This is a genomic window from Verminephrobacter aporrectodeae subsp. tuberculatae At4 (genome assembly GCF_000193225.1).
Classification (GTDB): domain Bacteria; phylum Pseudomonadota; class Gammaproteobacteria; order Burkholderiales; family Burkholderiaceae_C; genus Acidovorax; species Acidovorax aporrectodeae.
Genome location: NZ_AFAL01000359.1, coordinates 13,315 through 28,352 on the forward strand (window position 1 = coordinate 13,315; position 15,038 = coordinate 28,352).

A 15,038-nucleotide genomic window follows, 5' to 3' on the forward strand; every position below is an offset into this window, starting at 1 on the left:
CATCTAATCTATGTCGGGGCCAAACAAGGCGTTCTGGAATCGGCGCTGCGCGAGCCTGCCTGCGGACAGGTCTGCGCGGTAGTCTACGGTCAGTTCCTTGGCGCAGCGAAACACCAGACGCCAGACGCCGGCCTGACCCCATGCGCTCCGACTGCTCAAGTGCGCTGCCCTGCGCAGGCTCATGCGGCTGCGGACAGCGGCTGGCCGAGCATGAACTCGGCCATCAATCGGGCCTGCCCCGCCAACATGGGCGCACCCGCGTGGACCCGGCATCCACGCGCCCATGCAGCCTGCATCAGCGCGGTCTCTGCCGGCTCCATGATGATCTCGGCCACGGTCTGGGTCGCATCCAGTTGCGCCACATCCATCGGCAACGGGTCCTCTGGCCGCAGTCCGAGCGACGTGGCGTTGACGACGAGTGCATGGCCCCCAGGGTTGGAGTCGCCGACCGCGAGTTCGATGTTCGGGTGCCAGCGCCGCACACGCTCGACCAACTGCTCGGCGCGCTCGACGCTGCGATTCGCGATGGTCAGCCGCCGCGCACCGGCATCGGCCAGAGCGAACGCGATGGCGCGCGCCGCGCCGCCGGCCCCTGCCAGGTAGACGCAGTGGCCGGCCGGCTCGATGCCGTGGCGGCGCAGGCCATCGATGAAACCGATGCCGTCCAGCATGCCCCCGCGCATCCTGCCGTCGGCAAGGCGGCGCACTGCGTTGACGGCATCGGTTTGCCGGGCCTCGACGCTCAGCTCATCGCACAATGCGACGACCGCTGTCTTGTGTGGCATCGTGACGATGCAGCCGGCGAAGCTTCGCACCCGCCGCAGCGCCGAGAACACCGTTGCCAGATCATGCGCTCCCACATGGAGCGGGACCATCGCCGCATCCACGCCCTGTGCACGCAGCAGCTCGTTGATGCACTGCGGCGTCTTCACCTGGTGAATGGGGTCGGCGAGTATCGCCAATACCCGGGTGTGTCCTGTAATCTCCCACATCGGTCGCTCCGTTGGTCAATGCCCGAGATAGGCCTTGCGGACGTGCGGATTGCCCAGCAGTTCCAGCCCGGTAGCGCCCTTGGGACACTCACGTCTGCGGCATGTAGATCTGTGCGTAGCCCGCGCGCAATGCCGAGGTGATCTGGTCAAGGCGGCGATCGATGTGCTTTTCGAGGATCGCGACGCAGGCCGTGTCGTTGCGTGCCTTGAGCGCCTGCAGGGCCGAGAGATGCTCCGTTTGCGTCAGCGTCCGGTCGCAGCGTTCCATGTCGATCCAGCGCACGAGGTGGATGCGTGCGTTGAGGTTGCGCAGCACGCGCAGCATCTCCGGGTTGCCCGACAACGCGATCAGGCGCTCGTGGAAGGTCTCGTCGAGTTCGACGAGTTCGTCGGTCGATCGGTTGCCGGGGGCTGGCCCGGTGCTGCCCAGGAAGCCAAGCAGGTCGTCGATGTCCTGATCCTTGGCGCGCCCGATGGCGAGGCGGATCGCCGCGACTTCGATCGCCTTGCGGACTTCGTAGAGCGAGAAAATCTCGTGCACGTCGAGATCGCGGCAGAAAAATCCCTTGCCCGGGACGAAGTGCAGCAGGCCTTCGGTATTCAGGCGATGCAGCGCCTCGCGCAGCGGCGTGCGACTGACGCCGAGCCGCTTGGCCAACTCGCCTTCATTCAGCCGCTCGCCAGGCTTGAACTCGTAGCCAATGGCCATGGAACGCAGCTGCCCGTGGACCAGTTGGGCGACGCTGTCTTTCGCGGCTTCTCGCAAGGCATTCTCCCTTTGTATTTCGTGTGCGTTGAGGCGCGCATTGTCAGCCAAAGACGCGCGGTCTCAGGCCGGCATGGAACCAGGTGATCATCGCGTAGATGTCGTACACGGGCATGTTGAGCGCAGCCTGCAGCGCCGCAGCATACGGCGGCATGTTCGTGCATTCGAGGACGATCGCGCCGACCTCGGGATGGCGCTCGACCAGCGCCTGGCCGGCGTCGAGGATGTCCTGCTCGGCCAGTGCGACGTCCATATCGTCCTTCTCGGCCCGGATGAGCACACGAAAGAATTCGCGACCGTTTTCGGTGCCTTCCATCGGGACGTCGCACGGCACGCCGGCGGCGCGCAGGTGCGCCGGCGTCAGCGCGGAGCCGCTCACGGTAACGATGCCCACGCGCTTGCCGGGCGGCAGCGTCGCCTGCACCCAGGGCACCTGCATCAGCGATGAAGTAGCCACCGGCACGTTCACCGCGGCGGCGAGTTCCTGTTGGAACAACGAAAGGAAACCGCAGTTCGTGGTGATGGCCTCGGCTCCCTCGCGCACCAGGTCCTGGGCCGCATCGATGAAGTCCGGCAGCAGGCCCCGCGCGCCGTCGAGCACGACCTTCCCGGGGCTCGCGCCGCGCACCACCTTGTAGAGCACGGGAAAGGGCCAAGTCAGGCCATTGCCCATGTCACCGGGAATGCGGGGAAAGCGCGCTTCCAGCATCAGGATGCCCAGCGGCGCACCGTACACGGCCCTGCCGCCGCGCGCGATGCTGGATCGGGAGGACTGCGTCATCGGAGGATCTTTCTGCGGTCGTTGTGTCTCAAGCGAAGCGTCGCGGGTCGAACGGCGCCAGCGGGATCTCCGGCGCGCAACCGGATAGCAGTTGCGCGACCACGCGCGCGGTGCGCGCCGACCCCACGAGCCCGACGTGGCCGTGACCGAAGCCGTACACGATGTCGCTCGAAGCGCGAGCAAAGCCGATGCATGGTCGCCCGTCGGGCGTGCTGGGCCGGTGCCCGAGCCAGTTGTGCAGCCGATCCCGCGGGAACTCGCGCGGCAGCGCCGGGAATATGCTGGGCAGGTGATCCCGCAGGATATCGGCGCGGCGCCAATCCGGCGCGGCACCGAGGCCGGCGATCTCGACTTGGCCGGCCACGCGCAAGCCTGTCTCCATGGGCGTCGCGATGAGCTTGCAGTCCGACACCATCAGCGGCAGCTGCGGCATGACCTCGGGGCTTTCCACGACCACGTGGTAGCCGCGCTCGCTCTCCAGCGGCACGCGGTCTTGCGCCCGCGCAGCCAGCGCCTTGGAGTGCGCGCCCGCGGCCACCACCGCTGCATCGCAGGCAACCTCGGTGTCGTCGCAGCGCACGGCCTGCAGCCGCCCGCGCTCGATGTGAAAGCCGGTTGCTCTCGCGGACACCCACTGCGCACCGAGCGTGCGCGCATACGCCACGAGCGCGGCGACGTAGGCGCCCGGGTTGCGGCAATGCCCCGCCTCGGGAACCAGTACGCCAAACTGATAGCGCGGGTGCAGTGCGCGTTCCTGCCGGTGCAGTGCAGCGGCGTCCAGTTCCAGCCAGCGAACGCCGTTATCCCGCCGGATCGTCCAGGCGAGCGCGTCCGCTTCGAAATCCGCCCGCGACGGATACACGTGCAGCAGCCCGCGCCGTTCGATGAGCTGCGGGACGCCCGCCTGCCGCGCCAAGCCCTCATGCAGCGCCGGTGCGTCAACCAGCAGGGGGCGAAGCGCACGGGCCGTGGCCGCGATGCGCGCAGCCGTCCAGCCGGAAGCGATGTACCGCAGCAGCCACGGCGTGGCCTGCGGCAGGTAATTCCAGCGGATGGCCAGCGGCCCCAGCGGGTCCATGATGAGGCGCGGCAGCCTCCTCCAGACCCCTGGCTCCGCGGGCGGGATGACCGAGTGCGATGACAGCCAGCCTGCGTTGCCATAGCTGGCCGCCTGTTCACCGCCCGGCAGTCCCGGGTCGAGCAAGGTCACGCGCAGGCCCGCACGCAGCGCCTCGATGGCGCTGATCGCCCCGACGGCGCCGGCGCCAATGACAACGACGTGGCGGTTCATGCGCCATATGGTACTTGACTGAATACAGAACATGAATCAGCATCTGAATACAGGAGTTGGACAGACCCGTTCCACTGCTTGCGCGGAGATCACTGATGAATCGCAGAAACGCTCTCACTTCGACCGCCCTGGCGGGCGCTGCCGTATTGGCTACCACCGCTTCGTCGCAGGGACTCGCTCAGTCCGCCTCCGGCGTGGCGAGCGCTTCCGGATCAACGCTCGAGCGCGTGCGCAAGAGCGGCGTGCTGCGCATCGCCGCCATCGTGGGTCAGGCCCCGTACTTCAATAAGGATCTGCTCACGGGCAAGTGGACGGGCGCCTGCATGGACATGGCCAACGACATCGGCGCCAAACTCGGCGCCAAGGTGGAGGTTGTCGAGACGACGTGGGGCAACCAGATATTGGACTTGCAGGCCGACAAGATTGACTTGGCCTTTGCCGTCAATCCGACGCCCGAGCGTGCGCTGGTCATCGATTTCGCGTCTCCGATCCTGATGCACTCGTTCACTGCCGTGACGCGCAAGGGCTTTCCCAAGCCCGCGACTTGGGAGGATCTGAGCAAGCCGACCGTGCGCATCGCCGTGGATCTCGGCTCGACGCATGAGTTGATCGCCCGCCGCTACGCGCCCAAAGCCAACATCGTCGGCTTCAAGAACCGCGACGAGGCGGTGCTCGCCGTCGCGACGGGCCGCGCGGACTGCAATGTCGTGCTGGCCATTCTTGCGCTGCCGATGCTCAAGAAAAACCCGGCGCTGGGCGAGATCGCCATACCGCGCCCGATACTGACGCTGCCGAGCAATCTTGGCGTGCGCATCGATCCCGACAGGCGTTTTCGCGACTTCTTGAGCGTGTGGACCGACTACAACCGCTCGATCGGTCAGACGCGCGAGTGGCTGCTCAAAGGCCTCGCGGAGATCAATGTGACCGTGGCTGACATCCCCGCGGAAGTGCAGTTCTGAGCACCGGGCCAGCATGGCATACGTTTGGGACTTCAAGGCGCTCGAGCCTTACGCGGGTCTCATCGGGCGGGGCTTGCTGGTCACCATCGCCTTCACGCTCAGCACCGTGCTCGCGGGCCTGGTGCTTGGTCTTGCGGTCGCAGTGGTGCGCACCAACGCGCCGCGCTGGCTGCATGTGCCGGTGATCGGCTACGTTGAGTTGTTCCGCTGTACGCCGTTGCTCGTGCAACTGGTGTGGATGTACTACGCGCTGCCCGTGCTGGTCGGCGTTGAGATGTCGCCGGCGATGGCGTGCTTTCTTGCGCTGTCGCTCTACGCCGGCTCGTTCTACGCGGAAGTGTTCCGCGGCGGCATCGAGGCGGTGGACCGCGCTCAGTGGGAGGCGGGCATGGCCGTGGGTATGCGCCGCGGGCGGATCTTCCGTCGCATCGTGTTGCCGCAGGCGGTGCGCATGATGATTCCGGCCTTCATCAACCAGACCGTGCTGCAGCTGAAGAACACCTCGCTCGTATCCACCATCGCCGTAGGCGACCTGCTTTATCAGGGCTCGGTGATTACCGCCGCCCTGTATCGACCGCTGGAGGTCTACACCGTCATCGCGGTTCTGTACTTCGCCGTGCTGTATCCGCTCACCGTGGTCGCGCAGCGCGTCGAGCGGCGCCTCGGAGTCCACCGATGAACGCCGCTTGCCCGATGCTCCAGGCCACGCAGATCCACAAATCCTTCGGTGCGCAGCCGGTGCTCAAGGGCGTGTCCCTCTCGGTGAACAAGGGCGAGGTGGTCACGCTGATCGGTGCAAGCGGCTCGGGAAAATCGACCTTTCTGCGCTGCATGAACCTGCTGGAAATACCGCAGTCCGGTCGGCTGCAAGTCGGCGCGCATGGGTTCGATTTCAGCGCAAGCGGACGTGCACCGGGCGACGCTGCGCTGACCAGACTGCGCCGCGACATCGGCATGGTGTTTCAGCACTTCAACCTGTTCCCGCACATGACGGTGCTGCAGAACATCGTCGAAGCGCCGGTGCAGGTCAAGGGCATGGCGCAGGCCGAAGCGGCCGCGCTGGGCCGTGACCTGCTGGCGAAGGTCGGTTTGGCGGACAAGGCGGGAGCCTACCCGAGCCACTTGTCTGGCGGGCAGAAGCAGCGCGTGGCCATCGCCCGCGCGCTGGCCATGAGGCCGGACGTGATGCTGTTCGACGAGGTCACGTCCGCGCTCGACCCCGAGTTGGTCGACGAGGTGCTGTCCGTCATCAAGCAGTTGGCGGGCGAGGGCATGACGATGGTGCTGGTCACCCACGAGATGGCCTTTGCCGCCGAAGTGTCGGATCGCATCGGCTTCATGCTTGATGGCGTGATGACCGAGATCGGCGCGCCCGCCGAGATCATCCGCAATCCCCGCAACGAGCGCCTGAAGATCTTTCTTGAGCGCTTCCGGCGCAGCGCCGTGTGAGCTGCTCGAACCCCATGAACCCGGAGACCGCCCCGTGATGAAGATGAATGGCGCAGAAGCCGTCGTGCGCATGCTGCAACTCAATGGAGTGAAACACATTTTTGGCCTGTGCGGGGACACCAGCCTGCCGCTGTACGACGCGATGGCGCGCCTGGACCACGGCATCGACCACGTCCTCACGCGCGATGAGCGCAGCGCCGGCTACATGGCGGATGCCTATGCGCGCGTGACCGGCAAGGTGGGTGTCTGCGAGGGCCCAAGCGGGGGTGGCGCCACCTACCTGTTGCCCGGTCTGGTGGAAGCGAACGAGTCGTCGGTCGCGGTGCTGGGCATCACGTCCGATGTGTCAGTGGGGTCACGCGGCAAGTATCCGCTGACCGAACTCGACCAAGAGGCTCTGTACCGTCCTCTGACGAAGTGGAACGCGACCGTCGATCGTGCCGACCAGATTCCCGGCATCGTGCGCGCCGCGTTTCGCGCGATGACCACCGGCAAACCCGGCGCCGCGCACATCTGTCTGCCCCATGACGTGCAAACGCACGCGGTCGATTCTGCCGACGTCTGGGCGCAAGAGGGCCACGATCGCTTCCCCGCGATGCGCTCGGCGCCAGATCCGGCCGACGTCGAGCGGGCCGCGGAGAAACTCGTCGCCTCGCGCTCACCGGTCATCATTTGCGGCGGCGGCGTGGTGATCTCCGGCGCCAGCGCGGCGCTCGACACGCTGGCGACGCAACTCAACGCGCCGGTGTGCACGACGATCAGCGGCCAGGGCAGCCTGGCCGACACGCACCCGCTCAACGCCGGGGTGGTCGGTGCGAATGGCGGCGTCCTGGCCACGCGCGAGATCGTTGCCGCCGCAGACACCGTGCTCTTCATCGGCTGTCGTGCAGGCTCGACGACGACCGAACACTGGCGTTTCCCTTCGCGCGACGCAAGAATCCTGCACATTGACGCCGATCCGATGGTCATCTCGGCCAACTACCGCACCGACGTCGGCTTGGTCGGCGACGCGCTGCTCGCGTTGCACGCGGTGGGTGCGGCCGTCGAACGGCGCATCGCGCATCGGCCCGCGGAGCACGCCGATGGCCACGCCCTTGCTGCCGCCGCGCGCGAGGCCAAGCGTGCCGCGTTCGCGCCCTTGGCGGCGTCGCTGGACACGCCCATCAAGCCCGAGCGAGTCGTCGATGCGCTGAATCGCCTGCTGCCCGAGAACGCCATCGTGGTCGCCGACCCGGGAACGCCTTGTCCGTACTTGTCTGCCCACTTCAACGCGCATCGACCGGGTCGGCACTTCATCACCAACCGGGCCCACGGCGCGCTCGGCTTCGCACTGTCCGCGGGCATCGGCGCGTCCTTCGGGCGTCCCGACGCGGTGGTGGTTTCGGTGATGGGCGACGGCAGCTTCGGCTTCACCTGCGGCGAGATGGAGACCCTTGTGCGCTGCAAGATAGCGCTGAAGATGATCGTCTTCTCCAACTCGGTGTACGGCTGGATCAAGGCCAGCCAGAAGGCCAGCTACAACGGGCGCTACTTCGCCGTGGACTTCACCCGCACGGACCATGCGCGCGTCGCCGAGGCCTTCGGCGTCAAGGCCTGGCGTGTGGACGATCCATCGCGGCTGGACGCAGCGCTCAAGGCGGCGCTGTCGCACGACGGCCCGGCACTGATCGACGTGATCGCGCAGGAATTGCAGGACACGGCTGCTCCGGTGAGTCAGTGGATGGGTTGAGGCCGCTTCGTACGCTCTGTCTGAAGCCGACTCTGTCATGGTCGAGACATGGCTCGGTAGATCGCCGTGGATGCACTGGCCATAATCCGAGCGCCAGTGACTTGGCCCTTAGCCAGGGACCAGAACAGTGGTCTGACCCCATACCCGCCACACCGAAAGGAATACCATGAAGATCATCCCGCTTGCCGTTGCGTTCACACTGTGCCTCTCAGCCTTGCCTGCCATGGCAAAGTACGTAAAGGGCCACAGCAGAAAAAGTGGCACCCATGTGAGTTCGCACCATGCGACAAACCGCGATGGCACCACATCCAACAACTACAGCCACAAAGGCAACGTAAACCCGCACACTGGCCAAAAAGGGACAAGGAACAATTGAAGTTGGCCAGTTCCTCTGGGCACCCCGTCGGGCAGGCGCACGAAGCCGCTGCGATGGCCAGCGCGGTGCGCAGATCAACGCTCTTGGGTTTGCCCGGTGCTGCGGTTCACTTCAGCAAAGCCCGGCTGGTTCAGCCTGCCGATCCCAACTGCAGACGATCAACTCCACCGCCGCAGCGCCCCCTGCACCGCGGCATGGCAGCACAGGCGCCCGCATGGGTGAACCACACGGAGCACCCGATTCAGGAAGGCCCATCCTGGAGCCGCCGCCGGGTGGCGTAGCGCACGACGGTGACGCCCGCGCGCGCCTGCCTGGTGGACGGCATCACGAGCACGCAGTCGTCATGCGGTGTGGTCACGGGCGTGCCGGCGTCGTCGCCGATCACGCTGCCAGCCTTTGCAATCTGCTCCAGACCCGTGTACGGCGCGGCGAAACGGAAGGCATTGCTGCGCGCGACCACGCGGCCCGTGACTTCCAGCGCCCATTGGTGTGGCGCGTCCGCGAGCCGCCAGCCGGGTAGCTGCCGCGCCAGCGCCTGGGCGTCGAGCGCGCCGGACTGTTCGAGGAAGCGCAGGCACTGGTCCTGCGCCACGGCGCGGCTCGCGAGCGCACCGTGGAAGCCGCATTCGATGAGCAGCGAGCGGGTGTCTCCGGCCTGCTCATCCGCGAGGCCGAAGCGGCCATAGTCGCGCATGCGCACACCGTCCTGGTGGCCCGCGTCGATCACGACGTGCTCGGGTGAGCGCATGGCGCGCGCCAGTTGCAGGTTGCGCGCCTGGGTGCCCGTGAGCAGCAGCGGCGCCGAGGGTTCGTGCATGGAGTGGATGTCCAGCAGCCAGTCGGCGCGCGCCACGAAGGGGCGCAGGGCCGCGGCACGGCGGCGCTCGTTGCTGTCCGCTGCGTCGATGCGCGCGTCGATCCATTGCCGGTTCAGGTCTTCTTCGGCAAAGCGCGATGCGTCGTGGTCGGCGGGGTCGAAGCGGTCGAAGGCGTCGAGGTTGCACAGGGCCAGCGTCAGCCGGCCGCGTTCGGGGCGCAGGCCCGCTTCGAGCAGGCCCTTGAGGGCCCAGGCGCCGCACAGCTCGTTGCCGTGTACCAGCGCGCTGATCATCACGCAACGCCCGGGCCGGCCCGAATCGAACTGCCACACGCCCTCGGTGCCAGTGTTTCCCGCCCGCCAGGCGCCGATGTCCGGAACGGGCAGATCAAAGGCCGGGCCGGCGTTCATTCCTCGATCCTGGCGGATTCGACGATCTTGCGGTACTTGGCCAACTCGGCTGCGAGGAACTGGTCGGTGTCTGTTCCGGCGGCGGCGATGCTGGAGCCGTTGGCCTCCAGCTTTTTGCGAAATTCCGGGCTCTGCAGGCTGTCGCCGAGCGCCTTCTTGAGCTTGTCGAACACCGGCTTGGGCAGCTTCGCCGGGGCCATGAGCGCGAACCAGGTGCCGATGTCCACGGCCCTGTACTGCGGCGACTCGGCCAGCGCCGGGATATCGGGTGTGCTCGCCGAGCGTCTGGCCTCGGTCGTTCCCAGGGCGATCAGCTTGCCGCTGCGGATGTGCGGCAGGCTGCTGGAGAGCACGAACATGCCGTACTCCAGGTTGCGACCCACCAAGTCATGGACAAGCGGCGCCACGCCGCGGTAGGGAATATGCGTCATGAACAGCTGGCCCTGCTCCTTGACCAACTCGCCGGCCAAGTGCAACGAGGTGCCCACGCCCGAACTGCCGTAGCTGAACTTGCCCGGGTTCTGCGCGACCTTGCGCGTGAATTCGGCAAGGTTCCTCACGCCCGCCCCGGGCGACGCCACCAGCACCAGCGGCTGTGAGGCGATGAGGCCGATGGCGCTGAAATCCCCGATGCCGTATTTGGGCTTGCGGGTCACGAGCCCGTTGATCACCAACTCGTTGTTCCCGCCCACGAGCAGGGTGTAGCCGTCCGCTGCGGCGCTGGCCACCTTCTGCGCGCCGATGGTGCCGCCCGCGCCGCTCAGGTTCTCGACGAGCACGGGGACGCCCAGCTTGTTGCCCAACTCGGCCGCCACGGTGCGCGCGGTCAGATCGGCGCTACCGCCTGGCGGGTAGCCCACGACCAGGGTGACGGGCTTGGACGGATACGCGTCCTGCGCGGGCGCGGGCACGGCAATGAGGATCAGGCTGCACAGCAGGGCAACGCGGCGCAAGCGATGGTGGATTGGCATGGCGGCATCGTACAAGCTGGGGCGCAACGGGAATGGCCCCCATGTGACAGATGGGACAGGCGTGCTCTGCGCCGCCGGTGCAACTCATTACTGCGCCTCGTCCAGCACGCTCCGGGTGCGTCCAGCCTGCTTGCACGCTGCGATGGCAAAGTCCGTGCCCTCCGATGCGTAGAGGATGGCGCGCGACGAATTCACGATGATCGCCCCGCCGTCGCGCAACCCCGCGCGCACGGCGGCTGCGGCGTCGCCCCCCTGCGCGCCGACACCCGGGATCAGCAGCGGCAGCGTGGGCGCAATGTTGCGCACGCGCGCGATCTCCTGCGGGTAGGTGGCGCCCACCACCAGACCCAACTGGCCGTTGCGGTTCCAGGGGCCTTGCGCCAAGTGGGCAATGTGCTCGTACAGCCGGGGCTGTCCGTCGATGTCGGCCAAGCGCTGGTTTTGCAGATCGTCGCCTCCGGGGTTGGAGGTGCGGCACAGCAGGAACACGCCCTTGTCGGGGTACGCCAGATAGGGCGCGATCGAGTCGAAACCCATGAACGGGGAGAGGGTGACCGCATCCGCGTCGTAACGCTCGAAAGCCTCCCGGGCGTACTGCACCGCCGTGGAGCCAATGTCCCCCCGTTTGGCGTCCAGGATCACCGGTATGTGGGGCACGGTGCGGCGTATGTACTCTATCAGGCGTTCGAGTTGCCTTTCCGCACCGTACGCGGAAAAGCACGCGACCTGGAGCTTGAACGCGCACACGAAGTCGGCCGTGGCGTCAACGATCCTGGCGCAAAAGCCATAAATCTTGCGCGTGTTGCCACGCATCGCCACGGGAAACCGCCCGAGTTCGGGATCCAGCCCCACGCACAGCAGGGAATGGTTTCGCGCCGTGGCGCCACGCAACATGTCGGCGAAGTTCATGGGGCGTTATTTTAGTGTCCCGGGGTCCCCACGATTTGGGGCGTCCGTCTCACCGGGCGAGACGGACGTTTGACCCGTGCTTGCTACCAAGTCGATAGTACGCGCACGATTTTTTTCAACGGAACCTCTGCATGCAAGCCACCCGACTGGGGCGCGATTTCGCATTCGTCACGCCCATGCTGCGCAACTACTTCTTCGTCGTCGTTCCCGCGGCCTCGCCCTGGCGCACAACGGGCGACCTGCTGCGCGCCGCGCGCGACAAGCCCGCCGTGGTGAACTACGGATCGTGGTTCGTGGGCAGCCCCGGTCATCTGGGCGCGGCCATGCTCGAGGCCGCCAGCGGCACGCGCATGACCCATGTGCCGTACAAGGAAATGACGCAGCTCTACACCGGCGTGGGAAATGGCGAGGTGCACTGGGCCTTTGGCAGCGCGGCCAGCGCGGGCGCGATGCAGCGCGCCGGCCGCGTGCGCTACATCGCCGTGGCCGCGCCCGCACGGGTAGCCGGCTTCGCCGACGTGCCGACCGTCGCCGAGTCGGGCGGACCAGCGCAATTCGAGCTCTCGGCCTGGGTCGGCCTGCTCGCGCCCAAGGGAACGCCGCGCGCCGTCATCGACCGCATCCAGCAGGACGTGGCCGCCGTTGCTGCAGAGCGCGAACTGCAGGCGCGCTACGCCACCTTGTTCTACGAACCCTACAGCCTCACGCCCGAGCAGTTCGCCCGGCAGGTCGCGGCCGACGCGCAGCGCTTCGGCGAGCCGATTCGCCGGCTCGACATCCGCCTGGATTGATGGCCGCAGCGGCGAAGACAGGCCCCCTGCCCCGTCTTCGCGCATCCGTTCCCCCGCACCCCCCGCACTTCCCTGACACGGAGAGACCCCATGACCCTTGGCGCCACCCTCGCGCAACTGCACCTCTTTACGCCCGATCCCGCGCGCATGGCCGACTTCTACGCGCGCAACCACGGCATATTTGCGCAGCGCCATCGCGGCGGGCGCGCTCGAGCGCCTGGGACAGGTCGCGCAAGGCCGGCCCGACAGCGCCGCGCTGGACGAGATCCGCTTTCTGCCCGTGATCCCGAACCCGGACAAGATCGTCTGCATCGGCCACAACTACGAGGAACACCGCATCGAGACCCGGCGCGACAAACATGGCTGTTCTCACTCGTCGAACAAATCCGAATGCCGCCCGGTGCGCTCGAACCGCACAAGCTCCCCGGTAATCTTGTAGATGAGCAGCCAATCAGGCTCGACGTGCGCATCCCGGAAACCACGCCAACTGCCTTTCAGCGGGTGGTCGAGGTAGGACGCTGGCAGCGGCTTGCCCTCGATGAGCAAGTCCAACAAGGTCTTGAGTTTGCCCATGTCCTTGCCGCGTTTCTGCGCCTGCTTCACATCGCGTTTGAACTGACCGGAATAGCCGGGCTGGCGCATCAGATGCCAAGCTTCTCAAACAGGTCATGCGCGTCCTTGGCGTGGTGCACGTCCTCGCCCCGCTCACTCTTTGCCAGCGTTTCCGCTGTCAGCGCGTTGGGAACGCGCATCTCGAACGGAAGCACCTTTTCCTTGGCAATCTTGGTCAGTGCGATACGCACCACGTCGGACACGGTAAGGCCCATGCCAGCCAGTACGGCGGCAGCTTCGTTTTTCAGCGTCTCATCGATCCGCGCCCGGACAAATGCTGTGGCAGCCATGGCCAGCCTCCTATTACATTGGGCTTTGATTGTGGCTCAATAGAGCTACGGACGCTAGCAGCTCATGCGCGGATCTCGCCCCTGCCGGGCATGCCTTGCCCGCGCTGCACCCTCAGAGGAACGATTGCGACAAGGCAAGCGCCAGCGTATGCGCGAGGATGGCCGCTTCGAACCCGTAGCGCGCGTAGAGCGCGCCCATGACCAAGCCAAACACGGTGTTCCCGAGCAGCAGGAAGGCCAGCACCGGCGGGGTCAACACGCCCGGCATGTCCTGCACTGTGGACAAGCACGTCAGCGCAGCCGAGCACAGGGCGCTGAGCACCACCGCCGTGCTCAGCAGCCCCCTGCCGGGCGCGCCTTGCCCGCGCTGCAGCAGGCGCCAGACCAGCCACAGCAGCAGCGTCATCACGGTCCAGCGCATGAACAGTTCGTCCGTGATGCCAACGAGCAGTTGGGCGGGTATGAAGGCTGCGGCGTGCTCGGGGGCGGACGGCGGCGGCCTCAGGACCTCCGGTGTGTTGCGCGCGAGCACCCACAGCCACGCCGCGCCAGCCAACCCGCCGCAGAGGCCGGGCGTCAACTGCGGCCTCAGCGCCGGCCACACGGGCCGGCGCCCGATCCACGCCGACAACGCGGGCGCGGCAAGGCCCACGCGCGGCGCCAGCGCCACGCCCACGGCCACCGCGAGTGCGAGCAGCACCGCATACGCCAAGCCGGCGTACAGCAGATTGCTCACCAGCAAAACGAACAGCGCCTCCTCAAAGCTCGTCCACCGGAGCAGCAGCGCCCACAATATCGGGGCAAACATGCAGGCCATGCCCAGCAGCCAGAGGATTGCGCCCAGCCGCCACTGCATGGCGCGTGGCGTGGGCGTTGGACGCTTGTCGTCAGAGTTCATGTCGGGTCTTCCCACGCACGCTTCAGGCGCGCATCAGCGCTTCGATCTCGTCCGCCTGCACCGGTACGCCCCGCGTGATCAGTTCGCAGCCGGACGCGCTGACGATGGCGTCGTCCTCAATGCGGATGCCGATTCCGTGAAACTGCGCGGGAACGCCCTCGGCAGGCCGCACGTAGAGGCCGGGCTCGATGGTCAGCACCATGCCCGGGCGCAGCACGCGGCTGGGCCGTTGGGTGATGCGCTCGCCCGAGAGCGGGTCCTTGCGCTCGCCCGCCTGCCCGACTTCGCCGGGCTCGACATAGCTGCCGCAGTCGTGCACGTCCATGCCCAGCCAGTGGCCCGTGCGGTGCATGTAGAACGGGAAGTAGGCGCGGCTGGCGATCGCGTCGTCGCGCGTTCCCACCTTGTTCTTGTCGAGCAGGCCCAGGTCGATCAGGCCCTGCGTGAGCACGGCCACGGTGGCGTCGTGCAGGTCGTCGAAGCGCGCGCCGGCCCGGGCAGTGGCCACGGCTGCGTCCTGGCTGGCCAGCACCAGTTCGTACAGCGCGCGTTGCGCGCCGCTGAAGCGGCCATTCGCGGGGAAGGTGCGCGTGATGTCGCTGGCGTAGCCGTCGAGTTCGCAGCCCGCGTCGATGAGCACCAACTCGCCGTCGCGCACCGGGGCCGCGCCGGCCCGGTAGTGCAGCACGCAGGCGTTGGCCCCCGCAGCGACGATGCAGTTGTACGCCGGGCATTGCGCGCCGGCGTCCCGGAAGGCGTGCAGCAACTCGGCTTCCAGGTGGTACTCGCGCAGGTCCTGGCCCGCGCGCAGCATGCGCGCCGCGCGCTGCATGGCGCGGATATGGGCCTGCGCGCTGATCTGGCTGGCGCGGCGCAGGATGGCCTGCTCGTGCGCGTCCTTGAAGAGCCGCATCTCGTCGAGCAGAGCGCACAGGTCGTTCTGCGCGCTGGGGCATAGCGCGCCGTAGCGCAGCCGCGCGCGCACCGCGCCGAGCC

The 15,038-nt window shown here is 67.1% G+C and carries 19 protein-coding genes; 7 read left to right on the forward strand and 12 right to left on the reverse strand.

Annotated elements, in window-relative coordinates:
• Positions 1 to 3: 3 nt before the first annotated feature.
• The 5 genes from VTU_RS32630 to VTU_RS0107955 all read right to left on the reverse strand — a co-directional run bounded on the left by VTU_RS32630 (position 4) and on the right by VTU_RS0107955 (position 3,830).
• The gene (locus VTU_RS32630) at positions 4 to 183 is read right to left on the reverse strand and encodes a hypothetical protein (RefSeq protein WP_010103036.1); all 180 of its coding nucleotides are present in this window, start codon (positions 181 to 183) and stop codon (positions 4 to 6) included.
• On the reverse strand, positions 180 to 992 hold the full coding sequence (locus VTU_RS0107940) for a shikimate dehydrogenase family protein (protein WP_040892504.1): 813 nt from the start codon (positions 990 to 992) through the stop codon (positions 180 to 182). Before VTU_RS0107940 ends, VTU_RS32630 begins: the two co-directional genes overlap by 4 nt.
• An 88-nt stretch (positions 993 to 1,080) precedes the next feature.
• Complete coding sequence (locus tag VTU_RS0107945) at positions 1,081 to 1,758, reverse strand: GntR family transcriptional regulator (protein WP_010103040.1); 678 nt, start codon at positions 1,756 to 1,758, stop codon at positions 1,081 to 1,083.
• Between the two features lie 43 nt (positions 1,759 to 1,801).
• The gene (locus VTU_RS0107950; RefSeq protein ID WP_010103042.1) at positions 1,802 to 2,539 is read right to left on the reverse strand and encodes an aspartate/glutamate racemase family protein; all 738 of its coding nucleotides are present in this window, start codon (positions 2,537 to 2,539) and stop codon (positions 1,802 to 1,804) included.
• Positions 2,540 to 2,567: 28 nt separating this feature from the next.
• The gene (locus tag VTU_RS0107955; RefSeq protein WP_010103044.1) at positions 2,568 to 3,830 is read right to left on the reverse strand and encodes an NAD(P)/FAD-dependent oxidoreductase; all 1,263 of its coding nucleotides are present in this window, start codon (positions 3,828 to 3,830) and stop codon (positions 2,568 to 2,570) included.
• A gap of 95 nt (positions 3,831 to 3,925) precedes the next feature.
• Between VTU_RS0107955 and VTU_RS0107960 the strand changes: the two genes are divergently transcribed.
• The 5 genes from VTU_RS0107960 (at position 3,926) to VTU_RS32635 (ending at position 8,343) form a co-directional block, all read left to right on the forward strand.
• A complete protein-coding gene (locus VTU_RS0107960) occupies positions 3,926 to 4,789 on the forward strand; it encodes a transporter substrate-binding domain-containing protein (protein WP_029554195.1) in 864 nt (287 codons plus the stop codon).
• A gap of 13 nt (positions 4,790 to 4,802) precedes the next feature.
• The gene (locus VTU_RS0107965) at positions 4,803 to 5,468 is read left to right on the forward strand and encodes an amino acid ABC transporter permease (protein ID WP_010103048.1); all 666 of its coding nucleotides are present in this window, start codon (positions 4,803 to 4,805) and stop codon (positions 5,466 to 5,468) included.
• A complete protein-coding gene (locus VTU_RS0107970; protein WP_010103049.1) occupies positions 5,465 to 6,238 on the forward strand; it encodes an amino acid ABC transporter ATP-binding protein in 774 nt (257 codons plus the stop codon). Before VTU_RS0107965 ends, VTU_RS0107970 begins: the two co-directional genes overlap by 4 nt.
• A gap of 34 nt (positions 6,239 to 6,272) precedes the next feature.
• The gene (locus VTU_RS0107975; protein ID WP_029554196.1) at positions 6,273 to 7,967 is read left to right on the forward strand and encodes a thiamine pyrophosphate-binding protein; all 1,695 of its coding nucleotides are present in this window, start codon (positions 6,273 to 6,275) and stop codon (positions 7,965 to 7,967) included.
• A gap of 166 nt (positions 7,968 to 8,133) precedes the next feature.
• Positions 8,134 to 8,343 carry a hypothetical protein gene (locus VTU_RS32635; RefSeq protein WP_138927822.1) on the forward strand — a complete coding sequence of 70 codons (210 nt, stop codon included), beginning with the start codon at positions 8,134 to 8,136 and terminating at the stop codon, positions 8,341 to 8,343.
• Positions 8,344 to 8,584: 241 nt separating this feature from the next.
• On the opposite strand, the gene VTU_RS0107980 is transcribed toward VTU_RS32635, so the two are convergent.
• The 3 genes from VTU_RS0107980 to pyrF all read right to left on the reverse strand — a co-directional run bounded on the left by VTU_RS0107980 (position 8,585) and on the right by pyrF (position 11,451).
• Positions 8,585 to 9,571 (reverse strand): M14 family metallopeptidase, encoded by a 987-nt coding sequence (locus VTU_RS0107980; RefSeq protein ID WP_010103051.1) that lies wholly within the window; start codon positions 9,569 to 9,571, stop codon positions 8,585 to 8,587.
• Positions 9,568 to 10,542, reverse strand: coding sequence for a Bug family tripartite tricarboxylate transporter substrate binding protein (locus VTU_RS0107985; protein WP_029554197.1), 975 nt, complete (start codon positions 10,540 to 10,542; stop codon positions 9,568 to 9,570). The genes VTU_RS0107980 and VTU_RS0107985 overlap by 4 nt, the downstream gene beginning before the upstream one ends.
• A gap of 87 nt (positions 10,543 to 10,629) precedes the next feature.
• Complete coding sequence (gene pyrF / locus VTU_RS0107990; protein ID WP_010103053.1) at positions 10,630 to 11,451, reverse strand: orotidine-5'-phosphate decarboxylase; 822 nt, start codon at positions 11,449 to 11,451, stop codon at positions 10,630 to 10,632.
• 131 nt (positions 11,452 to 11,582) lie between these two features.
• On the opposite strand from pyrF, the gene VTU_RS26520 reads away from it, so the two are divergent.
• Together VTU_RS26520 and VTU_RS34400 are read left to right on the forward strand one after the other, a co-directional pair.
• The gene (locus tag VTU_RS26520) at positions 11,583 to 12,242 is read left to right on the forward strand and encodes a tripartite tricarboxylate transporter substrate binding protein (RefSeq protein ID WP_010103054.1); all 660 of its coding nucleotides are present in this window, start codon (positions 11,583 to 11,585) and stop codon (positions 12,240 to 12,242) included.
• A gap of 181 nt (positions 12,243 to 12,423) precedes the next feature.
• A complete protein-coding gene (locus VTU_RS34400; protein ID WP_086009998.1) occupies positions 12,424 to 12,681 on the forward strand; it encodes a hypothetical protein in 258 nt (85 codons plus the stop codon).
• On the opposite strand, the gene VTU_RS0108005 is transcribed toward VTU_RS34400, so the two are convergent.
• The 4 genes from VTU_RS0108005 to VTU_RS0108020 all read right to left on the reverse strand — a co-directional run.
• Positions 12,612 to 12,884, reverse strand: coding sequence for a type II toxin-antitoxin system YafQ family toxin (locus VTU_RS0108005; RefSeq protein ID WP_010103055.1), 273 nt, complete (start codon positions 12,882 to 12,884; stop codon positions 12,612 to 12,614). The genes VTU_RS34400 and VTU_RS0108005 overlap by 70 nt on opposite strands.
• Positions 12,884 to 13,144, reverse strand: a complete 261-nt coding sequence (locus VTU_RS0108010) for a type II toxin-antitoxin system RelB/DinJ family antitoxin (RefSeq protein WP_010103056.1) — start codon at positions 13,142 to 13,144, stop codon at positions 12,884 to 12,886. The genes VTU_RS0108005 and VTU_RS0108010 overlap by 1 nt, the downstream gene beginning before the upstream one ends.
• A gap of 112 nt (positions 13,145 to 13,256) precedes the next feature.
• A complete protein-coding gene (locus VTU_RS26525; protein WP_010103058.1) occupies positions 13,257 to 14,042 on the reverse strand; it encodes a CPBP family glutamic-type intramembrane protease in 786 nt (261 codons plus the stop codon).
• A 22-nt stretch (positions 14,043 to 14,064) separates the two neighbouring features.
• Positions 14,065 to 15,038: M24B family metallopeptidase (locus tag VTU_RS0108020; RefSeq protein WP_010103060.1), on the reverse strand; the 974-nt coding region annotated here is incomplete at its 5' end.

Bases quoted from the DNA above. Each gene is read 5' to 3' on its own strand.
- VTU_RS32630 (WP_010103036.1), bottom strand. From the start codon at position 183: ATGAGCCTGCGCAGGGCAGCGCACTTGAGCAGTCGGAGCGCATGGGGT.
- VTU_RS0107940 (WP_040892504.1), bottom strand. From the start codon at position 992: ATGTGGGAGATTACAGGACACACCCGGGTATTGGCGATACTCGCCGAC.
- VTU_RS0107950 (WP_010103042.1), bottom strand. From the start codon at position 2,539: ATGACGCAGTCCTCCCGATCCAGCATCGCGCGCGGCGGCAGGGCCGTG.
- VTU_RS0107955 (WP_010103044.1), bottom strand. From the start codon at position 3,830: ATGAACCGCCACGTCGTTGTCATTGGCGCCGGCGCCGTCGGGGCGATC.
- VTU_RS0107960 (WP_029554195.1), top strand. From the start codon at position 3,926: ATGAATCGCAGAAACGCTCTCACTTCGACCGCCCTGGCGGGCGCTGCC.
- VTU_RS0107965 (WP_010103048.1), top strand. From the start codon at position 4,803: ATGGCATACGTTTGGGACTTCAAGGCGCTCGAGCCTTACGCGGGTCTC.
- VTU_RS0107970 (WP_010103049.1), top strand. From the start codon at position 5,465: ATGAACGCCGCTTGCCCGATGCTCCAGGCCACGCAGATCCACAAATCC.
- VTU_RS32635 (WP_138927822.1), top strand. From the start codon at position 8,134: ATGAAGATCATCCCGCTTGCCGTTGCGTTCACACTGTGCCTCTCAGCC.
- VTU_RS0107980 (WP_010103051.1), bottom strand. From the start codon at position 9,571: ATGAACGCCGGCCCGGCCTTTGATCTGCCCGTTCCGGACATCGGCGCC.
- VTU_RS0107985 (WP_029554197.1), bottom strand. From the start codon at position 10,542: ATGCCAATCCACCATCGCTTGCGCCGCGTTGCCCTGCTGTGCAGCCTG.
- pyrF (WP_010103053.1), bottom strand. From the start codon at position 11,451: ATGAACTTCGCCGACATGTTGCGTGGCGCCACGGCGCGAAACCATTCC.
- VTU_RS26520 (WP_010103054.1), top strand. From the start codon at position 11,583: ATGCAAGCCACCCGACTGGGGCGCGATTTCGCATTCGTCACGCCCATG.
- VTU_RS0108005 (WP_010103055.1), bottom strand. From the start codon at position 12,884: ATGCGCCAGCCCGGCTATTCCGGTCAGTTCAAACGCGATGTGAAGCAG.
- VTU_RS0108010 (WP_010103056.1), bottom strand. From the start codon at position 13,144: ATGGCTGCCACAGCATTTGTCCGGGCGCGGATCGATGAGACGCTGAAA.
- VTU_RS26525 (WP_010103058.1), bottom strand. From the start codon at position 14,042: ATGAACTCTGACGACAAGCGTCCAACGCCCACGCCACGCGCCATGCAG.